Source organism: Arthrobacter sp. SPT-J7, from assembly GCF_059089965.1.
In genome coordinates, this window is the sequence record NZ_JBNHFF010000044.1 from 1 (window position 1) to 18,155 (window position 18,155).

General features: G+C 65.9%; 15 protein-coding genes. 8 read left to right on the top strand and 7 right to left on the bottom strand.

The features are described 5' to 3' along the window. Positions 1 to 142: 142 nt before the first annotated feature. Together AC5RWX_RS21205 and AC5RWX_RS21210 are read right to left on the bottom strand one after the other, a co-directional pair. Complete coding sequence (locus AC5RWX_RS21205) at positions 143 to 1,210, bottom strand: glycerophosphodiester phosphodiesterase family protein (RefSeq protein ID WP_494098283.1); 1,068 nt, start codon at positions 1,208 to 1,210, stop codon at positions 143 to 145. A gap of 392 nt (positions 1,211 to 1,602) precedes the next feature. Next, positions 1,603 to 2,841: an MFS transporter gene (locus AC5RWX_RS21210; RefSeq protein ID WP_494098284.1), complete on the bottom strand. Its 1,239-nt coding sequence runs from the start codon at positions 2,839 to 2,841 to the stop codon at positions 1,603 to 1,605. A 251-nt stretch (positions 2,842 to 3,092) separates the two neighbouring features. Here AC5RWX_RS21210 and AC5RWX_RS21215 point away from each other — a divergent pair, with 251 nt between their 5' ends. After that, on the top strand, positions 3,093 to 3,572 hold the full coding sequence (locus AC5RWX_RS21215; protein ID WP_494098285.1) for a hypothetical protein: 480 nt from the start codon (positions 3,093 to 3,095) through the stop codon (positions 3,570 to 3,572). 103 nt (positions 3,573 to 3,675) lie between these two features. Here AC5RWX_RS21215 and AC5RWX_RS21220 read toward each other — a convergent pair whose 3' ends face one another. After that, positions 3,676 to 5,283 (bottom strand): serine hydrolase domain-containing protein, encoded by a 1,608-nt coding sequence (locus AC5RWX_RS21220; protein WP_494098286.1) that lies wholly within the window; start codon positions 5,281 to 5,283, stop codon positions 3,676 to 3,678. Positions 5,284 to 5,610: 327 nt separating this feature from the next. On the opposite strand from AC5RWX_RS21220, the gene AC5RWX_RS21225 reads away from it, so the two are divergent. After that, positions 5,611 to 5,856 carry a hypothetical protein gene (locus AC5RWX_RS21225; protein ID WP_494098287.1) on the top strand — a complete coding sequence of 82 codons (246 nt, stop codon included), beginning with the start codon at positions 5,611 to 5,613 and terminating at the stop codon, positions 5,854 to 5,856. Between the two features lie 93 nt (positions 5,857 to 5,949). Here the strand turns inward: AC5RWX_RS21225 and AC5RWX_RS21230 are convergent, their stop codons facing one another. Further along, complete coding sequence (locus tag AC5RWX_RS21230) at positions 5,950 to 6,954, bottom strand: bile acid:sodium symporter family protein (RefSeq protein WP_494098288.1); 1,005 nt, start codon at positions 6,952 to 6,954, stop codon at positions 5,950 to 5,952. An 89-nt stretch (positions 6,955 to 7,043) separates the two neighbouring features. Continuing rightward, complete coding sequence (locus AC5RWX_RS21235; RefSeq protein ID WP_494098289.1) at positions 7,044 to 7,820, bottom strand: SDR family NAD(P)-dependent oxidoreductase; 777 nt, start codon at positions 7,818 to 7,820, stop codon at positions 7,044 to 7,046. Positions 7,821 to 8,036: 216 nt separating this feature from the next. On the opposite strand from AC5RWX_RS21235, the gene AC5RWX_RS21240 reads away from it, so the two are divergent. Next, positions 8,037 to 9,530, top strand: coding sequence for a GntP family permease (locus AC5RWX_RS21240; protein WP_494098290.1), 1,494 nt, complete (start codon positions 8,037 to 8,039; stop codon positions 9,528 to 9,530). Between the two features lie 99 nt (positions 9,531 to 9,629). Here the strand turns inward: AC5RWX_RS21240 and AC5RWX_RS21245 are convergent, their stop codons facing one another. Beyond that, positions 9,630 to 11,171: an alanine/glycine:cation symporter family protein gene (locus AC5RWX_RS21245; protein WP_494098291.1), complete on the bottom strand. Its 1,542-nt coding sequence runs from the start codon at positions 11,169 to 11,171 to the stop codon at positions 9,630 to 9,632. Between the two features lie 226 nt (positions 11,172 to 11,397). Between AC5RWX_RS21245 and AC5RWX_RS21250 the strand changes: the two genes are divergently transcribed. Further along, entirely contained in the window at positions 11,398 to 11,664 is a 267-nt protein-coding gene (locus AC5RWX_RS21250) for a hypothetical protein (protein WP_494098292.1), read from the top strand. Between the two features lie 10 nt (positions 11,665 to 11,674). Here AC5RWX_RS21250 and AC5RWX_RS21255 read toward each other — a convergent pair whose 3' ends face one another. Further along, a complete protein-coding gene (locus AC5RWX_RS21255; RefSeq protein WP_494098293.1) occupies positions 11,675 to 12,571 on the bottom strand; it encodes a ketopantoate reductase family protein in 897 nt (298 codons plus the stop codon). 215 nt (positions 12,572 to 12,786) lie between these two features. On the opposite strand from AC5RWX_RS21255, the gene AC5RWX_RS21260 reads away from it, so the two are divergent. The 4 genes from AC5RWX_RS21260 to AC5RWX_RS21275 form a co-directional block, all read left to right on the top strand. Then, positions 12,787 to 13,413, top strand: a complete 627-nt coding sequence (locus AC5RWX_RS21260) for an MBL fold metallo-hydrolase (protein WP_494098294.1) — start codon at positions 12,787 to 12,789, stop codon at positions 13,411 to 13,413. Between the two features lie 141 nt (positions 13,414 to 13,554). After that, positions 13,555 to 14,460: a diacylglycerol/lipid kinase family protein gene (locus AC5RWX_RS21265; RefSeq protein ID WP_494098295.1), complete on the top strand. Its 906-nt coding sequence runs from the start codon at positions 13,555 to 13,557 to the stop codon at positions 14,458 to 14,460. A 177-nt stretch (positions 14,461 to 14,637) separates the two neighbouring features. Next, entirely contained in the window at positions 14,638 to 15,660 is a 1,023-nt protein-coding gene (locus AC5RWX_RS21270) for a 3-oxoacyl-ACP synthase III (protein WP_494098296.1), read from the top strand. After that, the coding region (locus AC5RWX_RS21275) for an alpha/beta fold hydrolase (protein WP_494098297.1) at positions 15,654 to 18,155 on the top strand (2,502 nt) is incomplete at its 3' end. The genes AC5RWX_RS21270 and AC5RWX_RS21275, both read left to right, overlap by 7 nt.

An 18,155-nucleotide genomic window follows, 5' to 3' on the forward strand; every position in this document is an offset into this window, starting at 1 on the left:
CAAACACCCCGCCGAGCAGCACAAAAAAGAGGACCAACAGGAAATTGAGCAGGGTGTCGCTGTCCATGAACAGACACTACCGAATGGAAAAGCCCGGCAGCAGCTTGGGGAAGCTGCCGCCGGGCCGGACACGCAGGGGGAGTCAGCCCTTGACTTCGTAAGCCTTCGGCAGCTTCAGGCCCCGCTCCGCCATGAGGGTGCGCAGGCGGGTGGGGTAGTCGGTGATGATGCCGTCCACGCCCAGGTCCATCAGGTGCTCCATATCGGCAGTGGTGTTCACGGTCCACGGGATAACGGGCAGGCCCAGTTCGTGGGCTTCGGCGATCATCTCGGGGGTGACGGAGCGGAACGTGGGGGAGACGACGTCGTACCCCTGGGCAGCCGCGGCCTTGGGCAGAGAACCGTCGTAGTCGTCGATGTCGATGCCGCCCAGGTTGCGGCTGGCGCCGGGCTGGCCCACGCCCATCCAGGCATCACCGCTGGAGAGCGCCACCAGTGGGAGCTCCGGTGCGATGTCCCTGGTGAGGTTCAGCGAGGACCAGTCGAAGGACTGCAGGGTGGTCCGGTCCGCCATGCCGGATGCCTGGATCTCCGCCACCACGGCCCGGGTGAGGGACTCCATTCCGGCGCCGCCGATCTCGCTGCTTTCGACCTTGGTCTCCACGTTGAAGCGGACCTTCGCGGCCTTAGTGTCGCGGACCAGCTGGTAGACGTCCTTGAGCTCGGCGATCCGGTTGCCCTCGATGACGTCCTGCTCCGGGTAGCCGGGCAGCTGCACGAATCCGCAGTTCAGCGTCTTAACCTGGGCCAGGGACAGCTCGGCCACACGGTCGCCCACGTACGGGAACTCGGGGTCGCCGGCGGTGGCGGGTGCGGTGTCGATGCACTTGGCGGCCTGGATGGTGTCATCGTGCCAGACGATGACCTTGCCGTCCTCGGTCAGGTGCGTGTCCAGTTCCAAGGTGGTAACGCCCAGCGCCAGGGAGTTGGTGAATGCGGCCAGGGACTCTTCGGTCCATTCGCCGCGGCCCCCGCGGTGGCTCTGCAGATCGAAGGAGCCGTTGCGCTCGGTTACCTTCAGGGCGGACGTGGCGGCTCCGGCAGCGTTCGACGACGGCGCGGCGGCTTCGTTCTCAGGGGCGGCGACGGCGGGACTCGCCATGGCGGCGATCAGGGCGGCGGTTGCCGCAGCAGTCAGGACTGTGCGCATGGATGGATCCTCCTGGGATGACGGGGAACCGGCTATTCGCCGGTGACCCGCCAACGCTAGGGAGGGCAGGTTGCGTGTTAGGTGCGGGGAGTTGGAGGGCGGGTTAACGGCGGTGTTCCGCGGGTTAACAACAAGGGCTGCAGGCACTGCAACCGCGCCAGCCTTCGTCGCTGTCCTCAGAAAAAACAGCGAGGACGCCCGCTCCGGGGGAACCACCGCCGTCGCCATCCAGATAAAGTCCCGGCTGGGTGTGCCATGGCTGCGTCGCGGCCCCGAAGCCGGACCTGATCGGCTTTGAGGATCCGGAATCGCTCGAGATGTCAGACGTGGGGGTGAACGCGCCCAGTCAGGCGTGCCGGGAGCAGCTCAGTGAAGCGGAACCGCCTCGCCGGTTAGTGCGTGCTTTCGCGCTCGCGGACCGGCCGGGGCCGCTTCCAGGTGGACTCGCGCGGGCCCGGAGGGTAAGCCGCCTTCCGGCCGGCGTACGTGATGACCAGTGCCGCGATCACCGGCAGGGCTGCGGCGGCCGGGACCAGCAGAGGGCCGGCCACCACCAGGGCGGCGGAGCCGTAGAGGGCGCCGATGGTGATGCCCAGCTGGATCGTGAGGACCGTAAGCCCGTTCGCGGCGTCCTTGTTCTCCCGGCCGGCGCGGAGGATTGCCGACTGGTTGTAGATGCCGATGGCTCCCATTCCCGCGCCCCACATTGTCATCAGCGCCAGGGCGAAGGGCAGGCTGCCGCCCACGAAAGGCAAAAGGAGCAGCGACACGGCAATTGCCGCCGTCGTCATCAGCAGCGAACGCCGCGGGTGCGAGTCCACGGTGAGCCCGGCGATCCAGATGCCCACCAGGCCGGAGACGCCCAAAACCGTGAGCGAGAGGCTGATGGCGTAGTCGGGCAGGCCGGCGTCGCGGATGTACGGGGCGATATAGGTGAAGAGTGCGAAGTGGGCCAGGATCAGCAGCGGCCAGGCGATGGCAACGGGCTTGACACCGGGCTGCCCGATGGCAGCGCGCATGGAGGGACGTGTCTCGCCGGCGCCGCGCCGGACGGACGGGAGGAACAGAAAGCCCAGAACGGCCAGGAGCACCCCGAATCCGGCGAGGGCAAGGAACGCCGCACGCCAGCCGAGGACCGTGCCCAGCGCGGTGCCGATCGGGGCACCGATGGCCAGGCCCAGGCTGTTGCCGCTGAAGACGATGGCCAGGGCCTTCCCCACCTTGTCGGCCGGGACCACTCGGGTGACATACGGGGCCATGGTGGTCCAGAGCAGTCCGTGCGCCAGGCCTCCCACCAGCCGTGCCACCATCGCGAACGTGAAATCGGGCGCAAGGCCCACGAGGGCGTTGCTGAGGGCGAAGGTGAGGACAAGTGCCACCAGCAAAGGCCGCTTGGGTACGTTGGCCAGCAGCCGCGCGGCGGGTACCACGGTGACCACAATGACGGCGGCGTAGGCGGCGGCGAGGTAGCCCGCCACCGGCTCGGAGACATTGAGTGCCGTGCTGATCTGCGGGAGCAGGCCGGACGGCAGCAGTTCGGTAGTGATGGCCGTGAAGGCGATGGTGGCCAAAACCATCATGGCGGCCAGCGGGAAACGCTGGGGTGCCGGCGCGGAAATCGCGGAGGACATTAAGAGAAGTTCCATTCAAGGGGGAGGGGAGTGGAACCGGGCGCTGCTGGCCGAACAATTCCTCCAATAAGTTTACCTGATGAATTTACTCGCTGGTAAGTAACCTTTGTGCTGCCCGCTGACACAACCGGCCTTCCAGAACGGACGGTCGTCCCGGTACTTCATGCAAAGGCCACCGAATATCGCTGGAGCCTGTATCTGTGGCGCTGCCCGCCGTAGGCTATGGGGACCGATCACACCCAGGAGGCAGCATGCGCGCGGCACATTCCATGACCGAAACTGAGCAGATCCACCGTCTTTCCGAGAACCTCTTGACCCACCTGGCCAAGGGCAGGGAATGGGCCACCCCGGGAGTCCAGGCTGCACTGCAAAGAGCGGTGGCCGGTCTTGATACAGGCATCGAAACTGCCTCCCCGCGCCTGCAGGCCTTGGTGCGGCAGCTCGCTGACGAGCTTGCGGGCGGAGTGGAGACATTGACTCCCCGGGTCCAGGAACGCCTGAAGCGGGTGGCACCGAAAGCGACTGCAGACATCGTTGATTCTGATCCGGTTGAGGCTGGAGGGCGCACGTCGAGGAAGGCGTGGTGGGTTGCCGGTCTGCTGGTAATCGTTGGGTTGGGCGTCGTGCGCTCACTGAGGAAGGTCAGTGATGTGCCCATGTCCTCGCCGAATGGCCGGACCCAAGAGGCAGCCGAGTTTGATGCCCCGGACCTTACTGCCGGCCGGATCTGACGGGCTGTACATCCGAACCCTCGGCAGCAGCTTGAGCCGGGGAAGGTTGAGGCCCGCCGTCGGATATCACGACGACGGTGGCAGGCTCCCGTCGCGGGCCTCCTTAAGTGGAAGTCGGCTCCGGTTTGGAAATCCCGCGGGCGGCGGGTGCGGTTGCCCGAATCGTAGCGAGCAGCCACACTGTCCGCGGGATGGACCAGACGATAGCGAGCCCGAGTACGGGCACCAGTGAGACGCCGACGTCGGGAAACTGGCGGATGATCACCAGGAGGTCAGTGTCGAACCGGGCGGGTGCGTAGCTGAGGCACAGCCACAGGGCGAAGGCGTCGAGCGCCAGGGTGCCAACGGCCCACCCCAGGCTGGCTCCGCGCTTGCCGGCACCGTACCGGCCGTGGAGCAGGACCGAGAGCGCCAGCCACAGACTGAGCAGTTCGGCCAGCAGCAGCGCCAGCGAGACCGCCCAACTGTAGCGCTGCAGCCAGTCCTCATGCACAACGGCCGGCAACGGGGACTGCCCGTGGAGGATCCGCAGGATGTTGGTGTCGATGGCCTTGAGCCGGGACGGGGCGGCGGTGTCATTGCCGTTGATGACCAGGGCGACGCCGAGGCCGGACTCCGGAACCATGGCCAGGTAAGTGTGGCTGTTGCCCCATTCCCCCTGGTGCTCCAGGAGCAGCGGCAATTCCCCGGCCGGGGCGGGGGCAGCGGGATCCAGAGACTCCACGAGCGGCCGGGTGTACCAGCCCATCGCGTAGCCCTTCGCCTCATCCACCCGGGTCCGGGCCTCGAACATTTCCGCAATGCTCCCGGGCTCCAGGATCCGGGCATCACCGTATGAGCCGCCGTTCAGCAGTGCAACCAGCTCGTGGCCCAGGTCTTCGGCGGAGGAGTACATGGTGCTGGAGGGCATTCCGGCGATGGGTGCCGGGACCTCGGTTTGGAGCCAGAACGAGCTGAACCAGCGGGAATACCCCGCAGCCGCGCTGTCCTCCCTGGCCGCAGCCGCCGTCGGATGGCTGTGGACCATCTCCAGTGGACCGAAAACGTGCTGTTCCAGATAGTCCCCGAAGGGCTGCTTGGCGACGGTCTGCACCAGGACGCCCAGGACGTTGTAGTTGGCACTGGCATAGTGGAAACGCTGCCCCGGTTCTCCTGCCAGCGGAGAGCTGGCCAGTGCGCGCACCGCTTCTTCAAGGGCTGCCGGGTCTTGATGCAGTGACGCTTCGAAGGCCGTGTCCTTGGCTGACATGCCGCTTGTTTGATGGAGCAGGTGCCGGACGGTAATCGCCGACGAACGGGGGTCATCCAGGGTGAACCAGGGCAGATAGGTCTGGACCGGCTCATCCAGCCGCAGGCGCCCTGCCTCCACCTGCTGCATCACGGCGATGGCCGTCAGTGACTTGCTGGTGGAGGCCAGCAGTACCGGAGTCTGGGCGGTCATTGGCCGTCCGGTGGGGTCCGCGCGGCCGAAAGCGGCGGCGTGCACCTGGGTTCCATCCCGTACGACGGCGACCGCGGCACCGGGAATCCCCAGGGTTTCGAGCTGTTCCCGCAGGAAGGAGTCCACAGCTGCGTAGGGTTGGGCAGAGTCCGCGAAGCCAGTGGGAGCGCGGGCGGGCGGTGTTGCCATCGCGGGAGTGGAAGCGCTGAGGACCCCCGCCAGGAGCAAGGACAGCAGCAGGCAGCGCCATAACCGCGAAATAGTCCGCATGGCTGCACCTGCTTCGGCCGACCGTCCCTTCACGGTATTGCGCGGACCACCGGAAAACAAACACTTGCAGCTGTCACGGGAACGGCGGGGACGAACCCCCGTGAGATCAAGCACCTTATTGTGAGTTCCTCATATTAATTTCGTAGACTTGTTGGTAGGCCGCCGAAGCCCTTGAGTGCTGCCGCAGGGTTAACGTCCCAGCGTGCCGGCAGTCGGCCGCCGCGTCTGACTGCCCATGCTTGCGCCCGCGCCCCCTTCCGAATGGCGCAGGAGGTACTGCACCAGCATCGGCGACGCCGGAAAGCCCCCACAACCACAGGAGATCACATGACTCTGCAGTCCGAACTGGCCGTAACCCAGGAAACTCGAACAACCGTCAACAACTCCACACCGCGTGGCGGCAGCTACGTCAGCCTCCCGGCTGACCGGGAAGTTCCAGTCCGCGTCGAGGGAAACTACGTTTCGCTGCCCGGCGTCCTTCCCGGCAATGCCAACAAAGCCCAGGGCACGTACGTGACGCTTCATTCTGCTCCGGCAGGAAAGACGGAAATCAGTTACACCCGCGTCGGCTAACCCACGCAAAAGCAACAAAGCGCCTGCCGCCCCTTTCCTGAAGAAAGGGGCGGCAGGCGCTTTTTTTGTGTGGCCTGTTCCAGTCCCGGGAACTTACTCGGTAACAGCCACCGGAGCTGATTCGCCGTCGCGCAGGGCAGGAGTGCTGCTGCGGCGGCGCCAGTAGGCGGCGAGGACCGCACCGGAGACGTTGTGCCACACCGAGAAGATGGCGGCGGGCAGGGCCGATTCGGGAGTCAGATACTGCCGTGACAGTGCTGCTGCCAGGCCTGAGTTCTGCATGCCGACCTCGATTGCGGTGGTGCGCCTGGACGGAACGGGCAGCTTGAACAGGCGGGCCGCGCCGTAGCCGAGGGCGTACCCCAGGCCGTTGTGCAGGATGACGGCGGCGAGGACCAGCAAGCCGGCAGTGAAGATTGCCTTCGCGCTTCCGGCGACGACCGCGACCACTACAAGGGTGATGGCGAGGACGGAAATCCAGGGGAGGGCAGGCAGCGCCCTGGTGACCAGGCGCGGCAGGAAGGTGCGAAGCACAAGTCCCAGCAGCACAGGGATCAGCACAACCTGGACGATGGACCACGCCATCGAACCTGCGTCCACCGGCATGTACTGGCCTGCCAGCCACAGTGCCAGCACGGGGGTCAACAGCGGAGCAAGCAGGGTGGAAACAGTTGTCATGGCAACAGACAAGGCAACGTCGCCCTTGGCAAGGTAGGACACCACGTTCGACGCCGTTCCTCCAGGGCAGCAGCCCACCAGGATGACGCCCGCGGCCAGGGCCGGCGGCAAGCCGAGCGCCGCCGCGATCAGCCAGCCCAGCAGGGGCATGATGGCGTACTGCGCCACAACACCGATAACTACTGGGACCGGCCGTTTTGCGATGACAGCGAAGTCAGGAGGCGTGAGGGTCAGGCCCATGCCGAACATGATGACTCCCAGCAGGGGAGTGATCCAGGGGGCCAGGCCGGTGAAGGCTGTTGGCGCGGTAAGTGCCACCGCTCCGCCGGCGAGGATCAGGAGGGGAAAGAGCGTGACGGCGATGCGGGCGCTGCGTTCTTCGGCCGCTGATCCCGTAGTGGACGATTTTGATGAAGACATACGTACCGGAGTATCACATTTGTGGTTGAGTACCAGAATTGCCAGGTATCCGGCCCGTCATTTCCACCGCTGCCTGAGGTGGAACCTGCCTAGGAAATCTGCAGTCCGCCGTTGATGTCGTACGTTGCCGCGGTGATGTAGCCGGCGTCCTCTCCCATGAGGAAGGCGATCAAGGCAGCTACTTCCTTCACTGTTCCTACCCGGCCCACCAGGATGTCCTTGGACATGTCCTTTTTCCGCTCTTCGGTCAGGGTGCCGCCCATGATGTCCGTGTCCACGGGCCCGGGAGCAATGCAGTTGACAGTTATACCGTGCTCGCCCATCTCGCGTGCCAGCGCCCGGGTGAATCCGATGATGCCGGCCTTGGCCGAGCTGTAGGCGACCTTGGAATAGGTGCCGCCGCCGCGCTGGGCCGAGATGGACGAGATGCTGACTATCCGTCCGATCCTGCGCTCAATCATGCCTTTGAGGACGCGCTGGGTGACGAGGAAAGTGCCGGTCATGTTGATCGCGAAGACGCGTTCCCAGCCTTCCTTGGTTTCTTCCATGAAGGTGCGCGGGGAACTGATGCCGGCGATGTTCGCCAGGCCCACAATGGGGGGCAGTTCAGCCTCCACGCGGCTGATAGCGGCGTCGATGGAAGCTTCATCCGAAACATCCGCCTGCAGGCCGAGCGCCTTCACGCCGTACTTGTCCCCAATGTCCTTTGCCGCCGCGGCGGCTGCTTCACCATCTATGTCCAGGATGGCGATGTTCCACCCCTCTCGTGCCAAGCGGTCGGCCGTGGCGCGTCCAATACCGCGTTCGGAGGCGGCTCCGGTAAGGACCGCGGTGCGTTCGGCGGGCAATTCGGCAGTTTCGGTCATGCTGTTTCAACTCCTGGGTTGATTCCTGGTCACTGATAAAGCACTCGTGGTTGCCGCAGGGCTGCGAACAGTGGTGGTGGAGCTTGTGAGGGGCCTTGGGTGCGGATAGTGTGGCACTCGTCACTCGATGGAGTCAATTCCGCCGGAACGTTGGCGTCCTTCGAGGAGTGCCCGGGCAGACCGCCTGAGCCTTTGTTACCGAAGGAGGGCATCAACGTGGACTTACAACTACTGCTTGCGCTGGTACTGGGCATCGCCACAATCGTCGTGCTCGTGCTCCGCACCCGGCTTGACGCTTTCGTAGCATTGCTCATAGCCGCCCTCGTGACCGGCCTTGTGGCAGGCCAGGCCCCACTGGACATCGTCAGCGCAATCACTACCGGCTTCGGCAACACCCTCGCCTCCATTGGCATCGTGATAGGTCTTGGAGTTGCCATCGGCAAGATCCTCGAGGTCTCCGGCGCCGCGCACGCGCTGGCCCTGGCCTTCCTTCGGCTGTTCGGCAAAGGCAGGGAGCCTTGGGCGATGGGCAGCGTCGGCGCGCTGGTATCCATCCCGGTATTCTGCGATTCCGGTTACGTGATCATGAACCCGCTGGCCCGCTCCATTGCCCGGGTGGAGCGGGCAGGCTATGTAACCCTGGCCTTGGCCCTGGGCGCGGGCATGACCCTGACGCACCACCTCGTGCCGCCGACCCCCGGCCCGTTGGCCGTGTCCGGCCTGCTGGGCGCGGACCTGGGGGCAGTCATCCTCACGGGGTTGGTCTTCACCGTCCTCCTGCTCCCGATTGTGGTTGTGTATGCGAAATGGATGGGTCCCAAGCTGGAAACCTCCATCAACGAGGAAGTCCGCACCGCGGTGTACGGCCGGACGGCACGGGTTGGCGGGGGAGTAGGAACCCTGGAGGACACCCCGGGGACAGCCCCCGCTGACCGTGAGGGCGGTGCGGCCCGGACGGAACTTCCCGAGGGTCCTGAATTGGAACTGGGCACCCCGCCTCCCGGCGCCAAGGAGCACCGGGTCAGCGCATTTGTCGGCTCACTGCCGCTGCTGGTGCCGCTGCTGCTGATCGTCCTGAACACCGTCACGGGCGCAATCGACCAGAACGCGCAGGGGGTTGTCGGCGGAGACTACGAGCCCTCGGATTGGGTTGTTCCCTTCCTCTTCATCGGCAACCCGGTGATCGCACTGATCATTGGCGTGCTGCTGGCCGTCTACGTGCTGTTGCCACGGTGGACGCCCCGCACCAAAGTCCAGGGCTGGTTTGCCAGCGCTGCTGCCTCTGCCGGCCTCATCCTGCTGATCACGGGTGCGGGCGGCGCGCTGGGGCAGGTGCTGCGCAGCTCAGGTGTGGGCGATGCCCTGGCCGAGGCGATTGCAGGCACCGCACTGCCTGCCTTCCTGGTCCCGTTCCTGGTAGCCACGCTTGTCCGGCTGGCCCAGGGGTCGGGTACGGTGGCGATGATTACGGCTGCCTCCGTCACAGCACCGCTGGTGGGCACGCTGGGTATCGACCCGCTGGTGGCCGCGGTGGCCTGCACCGCCGGTTCAATGATCCTGAGCTACTTCAATGACTCCTACTTCTGGGTGGTTACCCGCTTCACCGGACTCGAGGGCACTGCCGCGCTCCGGGGCTGGTCAGGTATCACCACGGCGGTATGGGCGGGGTCCATCCCGCTGCTGTTTATCCTGAACCTCATCATGGGCTGAGCCGCGGCAAACAAAAGACCCCGGATGATGCATCCCGGGGTCTTCTGTTTGCACCCTGCCCGGCCTCGAAGAGCCGGGCATCTTGCCATGCGCGCCGTGCTACATCTTCGCGGATTCCCTTTCCCGACCAGCCGGCTTGTAGGACTCCCAGAAGGTGGCCCCGATGATGCCGAGCGGCTTCGGGTCGAACACCGGATCGAGGCCGAGCTTCTGCTGCCGTTCGAAGTCGTTGAGGGCCTTGAGGGCTGGCTTCTGCAGGACCAGGATGCCGATGATGTTCAGCCATGCCATGAGGCCCACGCCGATGTCGCCCATGGCCCATGCGTCGGCGGCGGTGTTAACGGAGCCGTAGGCGACGGCGACGAGGATCGCCACCTGCAAAGCCATGGTGGTTACGCGGCCCACGCTGGCCCGGACACCGGGAATGAGCTTCTTGGAGGAGTTGCCGACGAGGAAGCGCAGGTTGGTCTCCGCCATGTAGTAGTAGGCAATGACCGTTGTCAGGCAGAAGAAGATCAGCGTGACCGCGATGAACGCGGCGCCGAAGCCGGGGAAGACGGAGTCGAACCCGGTCTGCACATACTGGGGCCCGACAACGGCCGTGGCAGAGAGCAGGCCGCCCTCAACCAGGACCTCACCGTCCTCAGTGCCTCCCGAGAAGACGCGGTAGGCGCCGGTGGAGAGGATCAGGAAGCCGGTGGCCGAGCACACGAACAGCGTGTCGATGTAAACGGCGAAGGCCTGGACCAGGCCCTGCTTAGCCGGGTGGGACACCTCGGCCGCGGCCGCGGCGTGCGGGCCCGTACCCTGGCCGGCCTCGTTGGAGTAGACGCCGCGCTTGACGCCCCACATCACGGCCAGGCCTATGACGGCGCCGAGGGCCGAGTCCATGCCGAACGCGCTGCGGAACACCAGGGAAAGGATTCCCGGCAGCTGGGCGGCATTGATGAAGACGACGATCAGGGCAAGGATGATGTAGCCCAGGGCCATGAACGGCACCACGAACGCCGCCACATTGGCGATGCGCTTGACGCCGCCGATAATAACGAACGCCAGGAGGATGACGGAGCCGAGGGCAACAGTCCAGGACGGGAGGGTCCAGGCGCCGCTGATCGCAGTGGCCATCGAGTTGGCCTGGACGCCCGGCAGCAGGACGCCGCAGGCGAGGACGGTTACGGCGGCGAAGACGTAGCCGTAGACCTTGAAAAAGCGGGCGCCCTTGGTGTGGGCGAAGGCGCGGGAGAAGTAGTAGGCCGGGCCGCCGCGGTATTCGCCGGTGAGCGGGTCGCGGGTTTTATAGATCTGGCCCAGGGTCGATTCGATGAACGACGTCGACGCGCCCAGGAAAGCGACCGCCCACATCCAGAACAGGGCACCCGGTCCGCCAAAGGCGATCGCGGTGGCGACACCGGCGACGTTGCCGGTGCCGACGCGGCCGGACAGTGACATCGCCAAAGCCTGGAAGGAGGAGACGCCGGAAGCGGACTTCTCACCCCGGACCAGCTGCTCGATCATGCCTTTGACGTGCCGCACCTGCAGGAAGCGTGAACGGATGGAGAAGTAGACACCGGTGGCGAGGCAAAGATAAACCAGCCAGTCGCTCCAGATCACGTTGTTGATGGCGGATAAAACATCGCTCATGAGTGTGGGTTCCCTCCAAGGAAGAGCGTGGGTGAGGCGCTTTAGTGTTGCGCGTAGTCGGTGGACGTCGTGGCGCGCACCACACAAACCTGTGAAGTGTTGCACAAATTATCGGTGTTGGTCCATTCGGGCATCAAGGGCCAGTCCGAGGGCGGCCTGGGGTGGTACGCAAGGCGCACGATCTGCGCCACACTGGAGTTTAATCCCATAACGAAAGCAGATTCCCGTGATTACTCTCCAGCAGGACGCAGAAGGCTTTATCCGGATGAACCGGCACTACCCGGCCAGCGTCCGCATCAGGATCACTTTCACCGACGGCAGCACGGGGGAGTTCTCAGGCCTGGCCCTGAACAAGGCCTACGATGCAGCGCTCGCCGAATTCCGCGCCAAGAACGACCTCGACGCGCGCGGATACTCCAGGACGTCTGCAGGCCGGACGAACTCCGGCAACAAAATTGATTTTGTTCCAGTGCATCCCGGAATGGTTGAGTAGACCGCTGCCTTCAGAGCGGGAGGCGCGCCCTGATCTGGATGAGGGTGAGGTCCAACAGCGGCGTCGGGACGTTGAGGTCCCGCGCTCGCCGGGCGAGGTCACCGAGGATGTGCTCGGCTTCCGAGGGGAGCCCGGCCTTGAGGTCCCGGTACAGGGAGGACGTGAAGGCCGATCCGGGTTCGGTGAGCAAACCTACCGCTTGCCCGTGGCCGGCGTCGGAAACGGGATATCCTGCCGAGGCCGCCACCGCTTCTGTTTCAGCGATGGCCTCCAGAATCTTTGACCGCCCGCCGGCGCTGATGATCCTGCCAACCGGCGCCTGGAACAGGCAATTGACGATTCCCGCGGCCGCGATGAATGCCCATTTCTCCCACAGCGCGCCCATTACGTCGTCGGGCACCGAAAAGTCGACGCCGGGCACGTCCAGGGCCTTGGAAATTTCCGCAGGAACAGCGTTTCCATCAAGCCCGCCCACCGTAAGGGAGGTCAGGGCCGTCTGCTGGCGGACCACATCGCCGTCAAGAGTGGCGACGATCCGGGCCAGGCCGCCGAGCACCTGTCCCGGGTACAGCTGCTCAAGGCGGTCCACATGGGCCATGCCGTTGAGGATGGGAATGATGGCGGTTCCAGGCGCGACGAAAGCGCCCAGCTCGCCCAGCACGCCCTCGAATGCCGTGGCTTTGACCGTGATGAGGATCAGATCGAAGGTCCCTGTCCCGTCAGGGGCGGTGACGGTTTGCACGGGGTGCGTCCGGTCAGCGGTGGGGGAGATGAAGCGTAGCCCGTCCCGGCGAAGGACTTCCTGCTTGCGCGGCCGCACCAGATACGTGACGTCCCGGCCCGCTTCCTGCAGGAGCGTACCGAAGGCCCCGCCTGTGGCTCCGGCTCCGACCACGAGTATCCGCATGAGTGCATTCCTTTCCAGGGTGGTCCAAAGAGGGGTGACCGGCACAGGAACCAGGGAACAGCTATGAGGCTCTGTGTCCGATGTTCCAAGGCTAGGGGGTTTCACCGGGACCTCCCACCCGTACCTGAACCGTCCGCGGAGTGTCCAGCCTTGAAGATGTGACGACGGCGGCCCATCCTTGCAGGAAACGCTTAACAGAGACAGCGAGGCATCGTATGTTCGAGCTTGCCCCAGGAGTCCGTCAGCTGGCCGGTTTTCCCCGCAACAAAATCAACGTCTACCTCGTGGAAGACATCCTCGTGGACGCAGGCACTGTGGCAGCGAGCCGCCGCATCCTGCGCCAGACGCGCGGGCTCACCCTGGAAGCGAACCTGGTTACCCACGCCCACCCTGACCACTTCGGTTCGTCGCGTTCCATCTGCACCAAGCTCGACATTCCGCTCTGGGCCGGGGCAGCGGACGCCCCGTCGGTCGAATCAGGCAAGGCAGTCACGGGGCCGGCGCGGCTGTCCCGGCTCATGGGAAAGTACAAAATGGCGCCAGGACACCAGGTGGACCGGCTGCTGAAGGAGGGTGACGACGTCGCTGGTTTTACTGTCCTTGATGTCCCCGGGCACACGCCAGGACACGTCGCCCTGTGGCGTGAAGCGGACCGGGTGCTGATCTGCGGGGACGTCTTCTTCAATCTCCGCGGCCTCTCAAAGCCGCCAGGCATCCTGACGTGGTCGCCCGAGCGCAACCGGGAATCCATGCGCCGCCTGGCAGACCTCCAGCCACGGCTTGTCCTGTTCGGCCACGGAAGGCCGGCTTGGTACGGTCCCACCGAACGCATGGCCTTCTGACGCTGCCCGCCGACGCTGGCCTCGCTGAACTTTCAGGCGCCGGCGACGGCAGGGATGCCGAAGCGGCCACAGCGGCCAGGGTTATGTGGGACGAGCCTGTCCGGAGCTAGGCTGGACCTGACCAAAACAGGGCCTGGGAGGATGCGCACCTTGACTGATGACCGGACACCTGCCGCCCCCTTTGACCGGGTGGTCCTGATCTTCAATCCGAACAAGGCAGGAATGGCCACACGGATTGATGCCCTGCAGCAGGAGATCGCCACGGATCTGCCGGGCCTGCCCGTCGAGCTGCTGCCCACGGACTTTGCGGGGCACGCCCGTGACTTGGCGCGGTCCGCGGCCTTGAACGGGTTCCCGCTCATCGTTTCGGTCAGCGGCGACGGTGGGTACAACGAGGTGGTCAACGGCGTGATGGACGTTCCTGCCGATAACACGGTTTGCACGGTGCTCCCTGCAGGCAATGCCAATGATCATCACAGGAGCATGCCGGTAAGGACGCTTACGGAGGCCATCCGCGCGAGCCGTATCCGCCGCATTGACCTTTTGCGCATAACGTTCCGCGGTGCACAGCGGGAGCAGGTCCAGTACGCCCACTCCTATGTGGGGTTCGGGTTGACGCCGTTGATGGCGATCGGAATCGAAAAGGGCGGAAAGGGGAAAGTCCTCGAACTCATCTCCGTGGCCCGGACGCTTTCCCACCTCAGGCCGTTCGAGCTGGTGCGGGACGACGGGGCCACCGCGCAGTTCGACAGCCTTATCCTGGCCAACATTTCCCGGATGGCGAAGTATGGGACGGTGAGCGAGTCGCACCATCCCAACGATGGGCACTTCGAGGTGGTGACGCTGCCTCATGCCGGGCGCTGGAAGATGGCGCTGATGACCCTTCGGGCCGTCACGCTGGGTTTGGGGCATCAGCCCAGTGTCAGCAGTTATTCCTTCACCACGCGCAATGCTGTTCCCTGCCAGATTGACGGTGAAGTGGTCCATGTCCAGGCGGGCACCCATGTTCTGGTGGAAAGTGCCAGGGGCGCCCTCGCCACTATTTGAATGAGCAGGCCGCGCTCCTGGCAGCCATGCCGAGGAGGCCTGCCGCCAAAACCACGGTTGGCGGCCCGTGGATCCGCCTGTAACATATCCTAAGCATGCTTACCATCGCGTCTCGGGTCAGTCGGCTAACGTACTGTCAGCGCATGGCTGCAGGACGGACACGAACAGGGGCTTGAATTGGCAGGAAATGCAACATTCCGGCACAGCAACACCGCGCTGCTTTCGGTAAGCAGCGTGGAGGCTCCGAGGATCGTGAGCTCCACGGATTTCGACCGCAGGTTGGCTTCGACCCTGCAGCGGCTGAAGTTTCCGCCCCGGCTGCTCGAGCGGGTTGCCGGCGTCACGCACCGCCGCTGGTGGGCGGCCGGGACGTCCTTTGATGACGCTGCCGCGGAAGCGGGCGCGAAGGCCCTCGCCGAGGCCGGCGTCGAACCTTCTGAGGTGGGCCTGCTGATCAACACCTCGGTCACGCGGCGGAACCTGGAACCGTCCGTCGCGGTGAAGATCCACCACGGACTGGGCCTGCCGTCGTCGGCCATGAACTTCGACCTGGCCAACGCCTGCCTGGGATTCGTGAACGGCCTGACCCTGGCGGCCAACATGATCGATTCCGGCCAGATCAAGTACGCGATGATCGTCAACGCCGAAGATGCCGAGGCAACGCAGGAGGCCACGCTGGCCCGCCTCCAGCGGCCCGAGACCACACGCGAGGATTTCAACCGGGAGTTCGCCACCCTTACCCTGGGTTCCGGGGCTGCCGCCGCCGTCCTGGGCCCGGCGGACGAGCACCCCGGCGCGCACCGGATCGTCGGCGGGGTAATGCGCGCCGGCACCGAACACCACGAGTTGTGCGTGGGCGGCATTGACGGCATGGCTACCGACACAAAAGGCCTGCTCGACGGTGGCCTCCAGCTCGTCGTCGACGCCTGGCACGAAGCCCGGCCCGAGTGGGACTGGGCCGACATGGACCGTTACGTCACGCACCAGGTCAGCAATGCGTACACGCAGGCCATAATCGACGCCATCGACCTGGACCCTGCCAAGGTGCCCATCACGTTCCCGCACTGGGGCAATGTGGGCCCGGCGTCCCTCCCCATGACCCTTGCCGCCGAAGCGCAATCCCTGGAAGCGGGGGACCGGGTCCTCTGTATGGGTGTCGGATCCGGGCTGAACACCGCCATGATGGAAATCGTTTGGTAGCCGCGGACTGGCCCGGCGTGGACCCGGAATGGTCCCGCCAAATCGAGGTTGCGTCCACGTCCGACGCCGATGTGCGCCGCTGGCACCTGCTGGACAATGGCGCCCAGCTCTCCCGCCTCGGCCTGGCTCCCGCCGGTACCCTGCTGTGCGTGCACGGCAACCCCACCTGGTCCTATTTGTGGCGGACGCTGCTGGCCGCCGGTTCGGATCCAACCCACCCGTGGCGCGTTGTGGCGGTGGACCAGCTGGACATGGGCTACTCGGAGCGCACCGGCACCTTCCGGCGGCTGGCCGACCGGATCAACGATCTCGGTGACCTGACGGACGCCCTCGGCCTGGACGGACCTGTGGTGACGGTGGGCCACGACTGGGGCGGCGTGATCAGCCTGGGCTGGGCACTGGCACACCCGCAGCTCCTCACCGGTGTGGTGCTGACCAACACTGCCGTCCACCAGCCCTCCAATGCGGAAATCCCGCCCGCCCTGCGCCTGGCCCTGCACCCCGCCGTGCACAAGTGGGGAACCACGACGTCGGACGCCTTTCTGCGGGTGACGCACTCCTTGGCCCACCCGCCGCTGCCCGCCGGCATCCGCAACGCCTATATGGCCCCCTACCGCGGAGCCGACCGCCGGGCCGGGGTGGGGAACTTTGTGGCGGACATTCCCGTGAATGCCTCCCATCCCAGTTTTCCTGCGCTTACGGGGGTGGCGGAAGGGCTGCACGGGTTGACGGTCCCGGCGCTGATGCTCTGGGGGCCAAGGGATCCCATCTTTTCGGACCGGTACCTCAAGGACCTCATCAGCAGGCTTCCGCACGCCGACGTGCACCGCTTCGAAGGCGCCGGCCACCTCGTGGCGGAAGACCGGAACATCGCCGCGCCGGTTTTCCAGTGGCTCGCGGAGAACTTTAGTGCCGACGGCAATTCCGCGGAAGCGGAGGACCTAACACCCTACGGCCAGGACCTGCCGAACGTGAGCGAGCCGGAGCTGCCGGCCTTCCGGCCCCTGTGGGGCCTGCTCGGCGAGCAGGCGGCAGGGCCGGCAGGAGGAGAGGCCGCCGTCGCGGAAATGGCGCCGGACGGAACGGTGGCCCGCAAGCTCAGCTGGCAGCAGCTGGACCGGAACATCCTGGACCTCGCCGCGGGGCTGCAGGAAGCCGGAGTGGGAAGCGGCAGCCGGGTGAGCCTGATGGTTCCGCCCGGGGTGGACCTGACGGTAGCCCTCTACGCCTGCCTGCGGCTGGGCGCCGTGGTGGTGGTGGCCGACGCCGGACTGGGAACCAAGGGACTGAGCCGCGCCGTGAAAGGTGCCACCCCAGACTTCCTTATCGGAATCGACAAGGCGCTCGCGGCTGCCTCCGTGCTCGGCTGGCCGGGACGCCGCATCAGTGTGCGGGAGCTCCCCGCCGCCCGCCGTCGGATGCTGGGCGTCGAAACTTCCCTCGAAACCCTGGCCCGATCCGGCGCCGCACGCGCTTCCGCTCAGTTGCCGGACGCCGTGGACCCGGATGCCCCGGCCGCCGTCCTCTTCACGTCCGGCTCCACCGGCCCCGCCAAAGGTGTGCTTTATACCCACCGGCAGCTGGCCGCGATGCGGGACACGGTGGCCCAAACCCTCGGAATCCGTTCCGGTGCCCGGCTGGTGGCGGGCTTCGCACCGTTTGCCCTGCTGGGACCGGCGCTCGGGGCGGTGTCCGTGACGCCGGCCATGGACGTCACCGCGCCACGAACCTTGACGTCCAGTGCGCTCGCTGATGCCGCCGCGGCGATAGACGCTTCGGCGGTCTTCGCCTCGCCCGCCGCGTTGCGCAATGTCCTCGCCAACCGGGATGGGTTGAGTGCCGCAGGGCATCAGGCCTTACAGGGCATCGAGTTGCTGCTGTCTGCCGGCGCCCCCGTCCCGGAGCCGCTTCTGGCCGAGGTTCAGCAGCTGATGCCCAAGGCCTCGCTGCACACCCCGTACGGGATGACTGAGACGCTCCCTGTCACCGACATCAGCCTCGAACAAATCCAGGCCGCCGACGCCGAGGCTGCCGCGGGCACGGTGCCGGGAGCAGGCAACGGTGTGTGCGTGGGGTGGCCGGTGCATCGCGCCCGGGTGGCCATCGTCCCACTGTCCGAAGATGGCACCGCACGCGGGTCCCAGCCCGTCACTGAGGCCGGGGTGACCGGCGAAATCCTGGTCAGCGCCCCGCACGTCAAGGAAGCCTATGACCGGCTGTGGCTGACCCAGCGGGAGAGCGCCAGCCTGCCCGGGTGGCACCGCACCGGCGATGTGGGGCATTTCGACGCTGCCGGCCGGCTGTGGGTGGAGGGCCGCCTCGCCCATGTTGTGACGGCGCCAGGTGCCGTGGTGACGCCGGTCGGCGCGGAACAGGCCATCGAACGCCTGGACTCCGTCCGGCTGGCGGCAATTACCGGCGTCGGGCCGGCCGGCACCCAGGCCGTGGTCGCCGTCGTCGAGACCGTTCCGCCTGCGCGTAAAGCCGGCCCGGCC

What these genes read in the sequence shown, in the direction of transcription:
- AC5RWX_RS21205 (WP_494098283.1), bottom strand. Translation starts at nt 1,210, where the DNA reads ATGCGCACAGTCCTGACTGCTGCGGCAACCGCCGCCCTGATCGCCGCC.
- AC5RWX_RS21210 (WP_494098284.1), bottom strand. Translation starts at nt 2,841, where the DNA reads ATGTCCTCCGCGATTTCCGCGCCGGCACCCCAGCGTTTCCCGCTGGCC.
- AC5RWX_RS21215 (WP_494098285.1), top strand. Translation starts at nt 3,093, where the DNA reads ATGCGCGCGGCACATTCCATGACCGAAACTGAGCAGATCCACCGTCTT.
- AC5RWX_RS21220 (WP_494098286.1), bottom strand. Translation starts at nt 5,283, where the DNA reads ATGCGGACTATTTCGCGGTTATGGCGCTGCCTGCTGCTGTCCTTGCTC.
- AC5RWX_RS21225 (WP_494098287.1), top strand. Translation starts at nt 5,611, where the DNA reads ATGACTCTGCAGTCCGAACTGGCCGTAACCCAGGAAACTCGAACAACC.
- AC5RWX_RS21230 (WP_494098288.1), bottom strand. Translation starts at nt 6,954, where the DNA reads ATGTCTTCATCAAAATCGTCCACTACGGGATCAGCGGCCGAAGAACGC.
- AC5RWX_RS21235 (WP_494098289.1), bottom strand. Translation starts at nt 7,820, where the DNA reads ATGACCGAAACTGCCGAATTGCCCGCCGAACGCACCGCGGTCCTTACC.
- AC5RWX_RS21245 (WP_494098291.1), bottom strand. Translation starts at nt 11,171, where the DNA reads ATGAGCGATGTTTTATCCGCCATCAACAACGTGATCTGGAGCGACTGG.
- AC5RWX_RS21255 (WP_494098293.1), bottom strand. Translation starts at nt 12,571, where the DNA reads ATGCGGATACTCGTGGTCGGAGCCGGAGCCACAGGCGGGGCCTTCGGT.
- AC5RWX_RS21260 (WP_494098294.1), top strand. Translation starts at nt 12,787, where the DNA reads ATGTTCGAGCTTGCCCCAGGAGTCCGTCAGCTGGCCGGTTTTCCCCGC.
- AC5RWX_RS21265 (WP_494098295.1), top strand. Translation starts at nt 13,555, where the DNA reads ATGCGCACCTTGACTGATGACCGGACACCTGCCGCCCCCTTTGACCGG.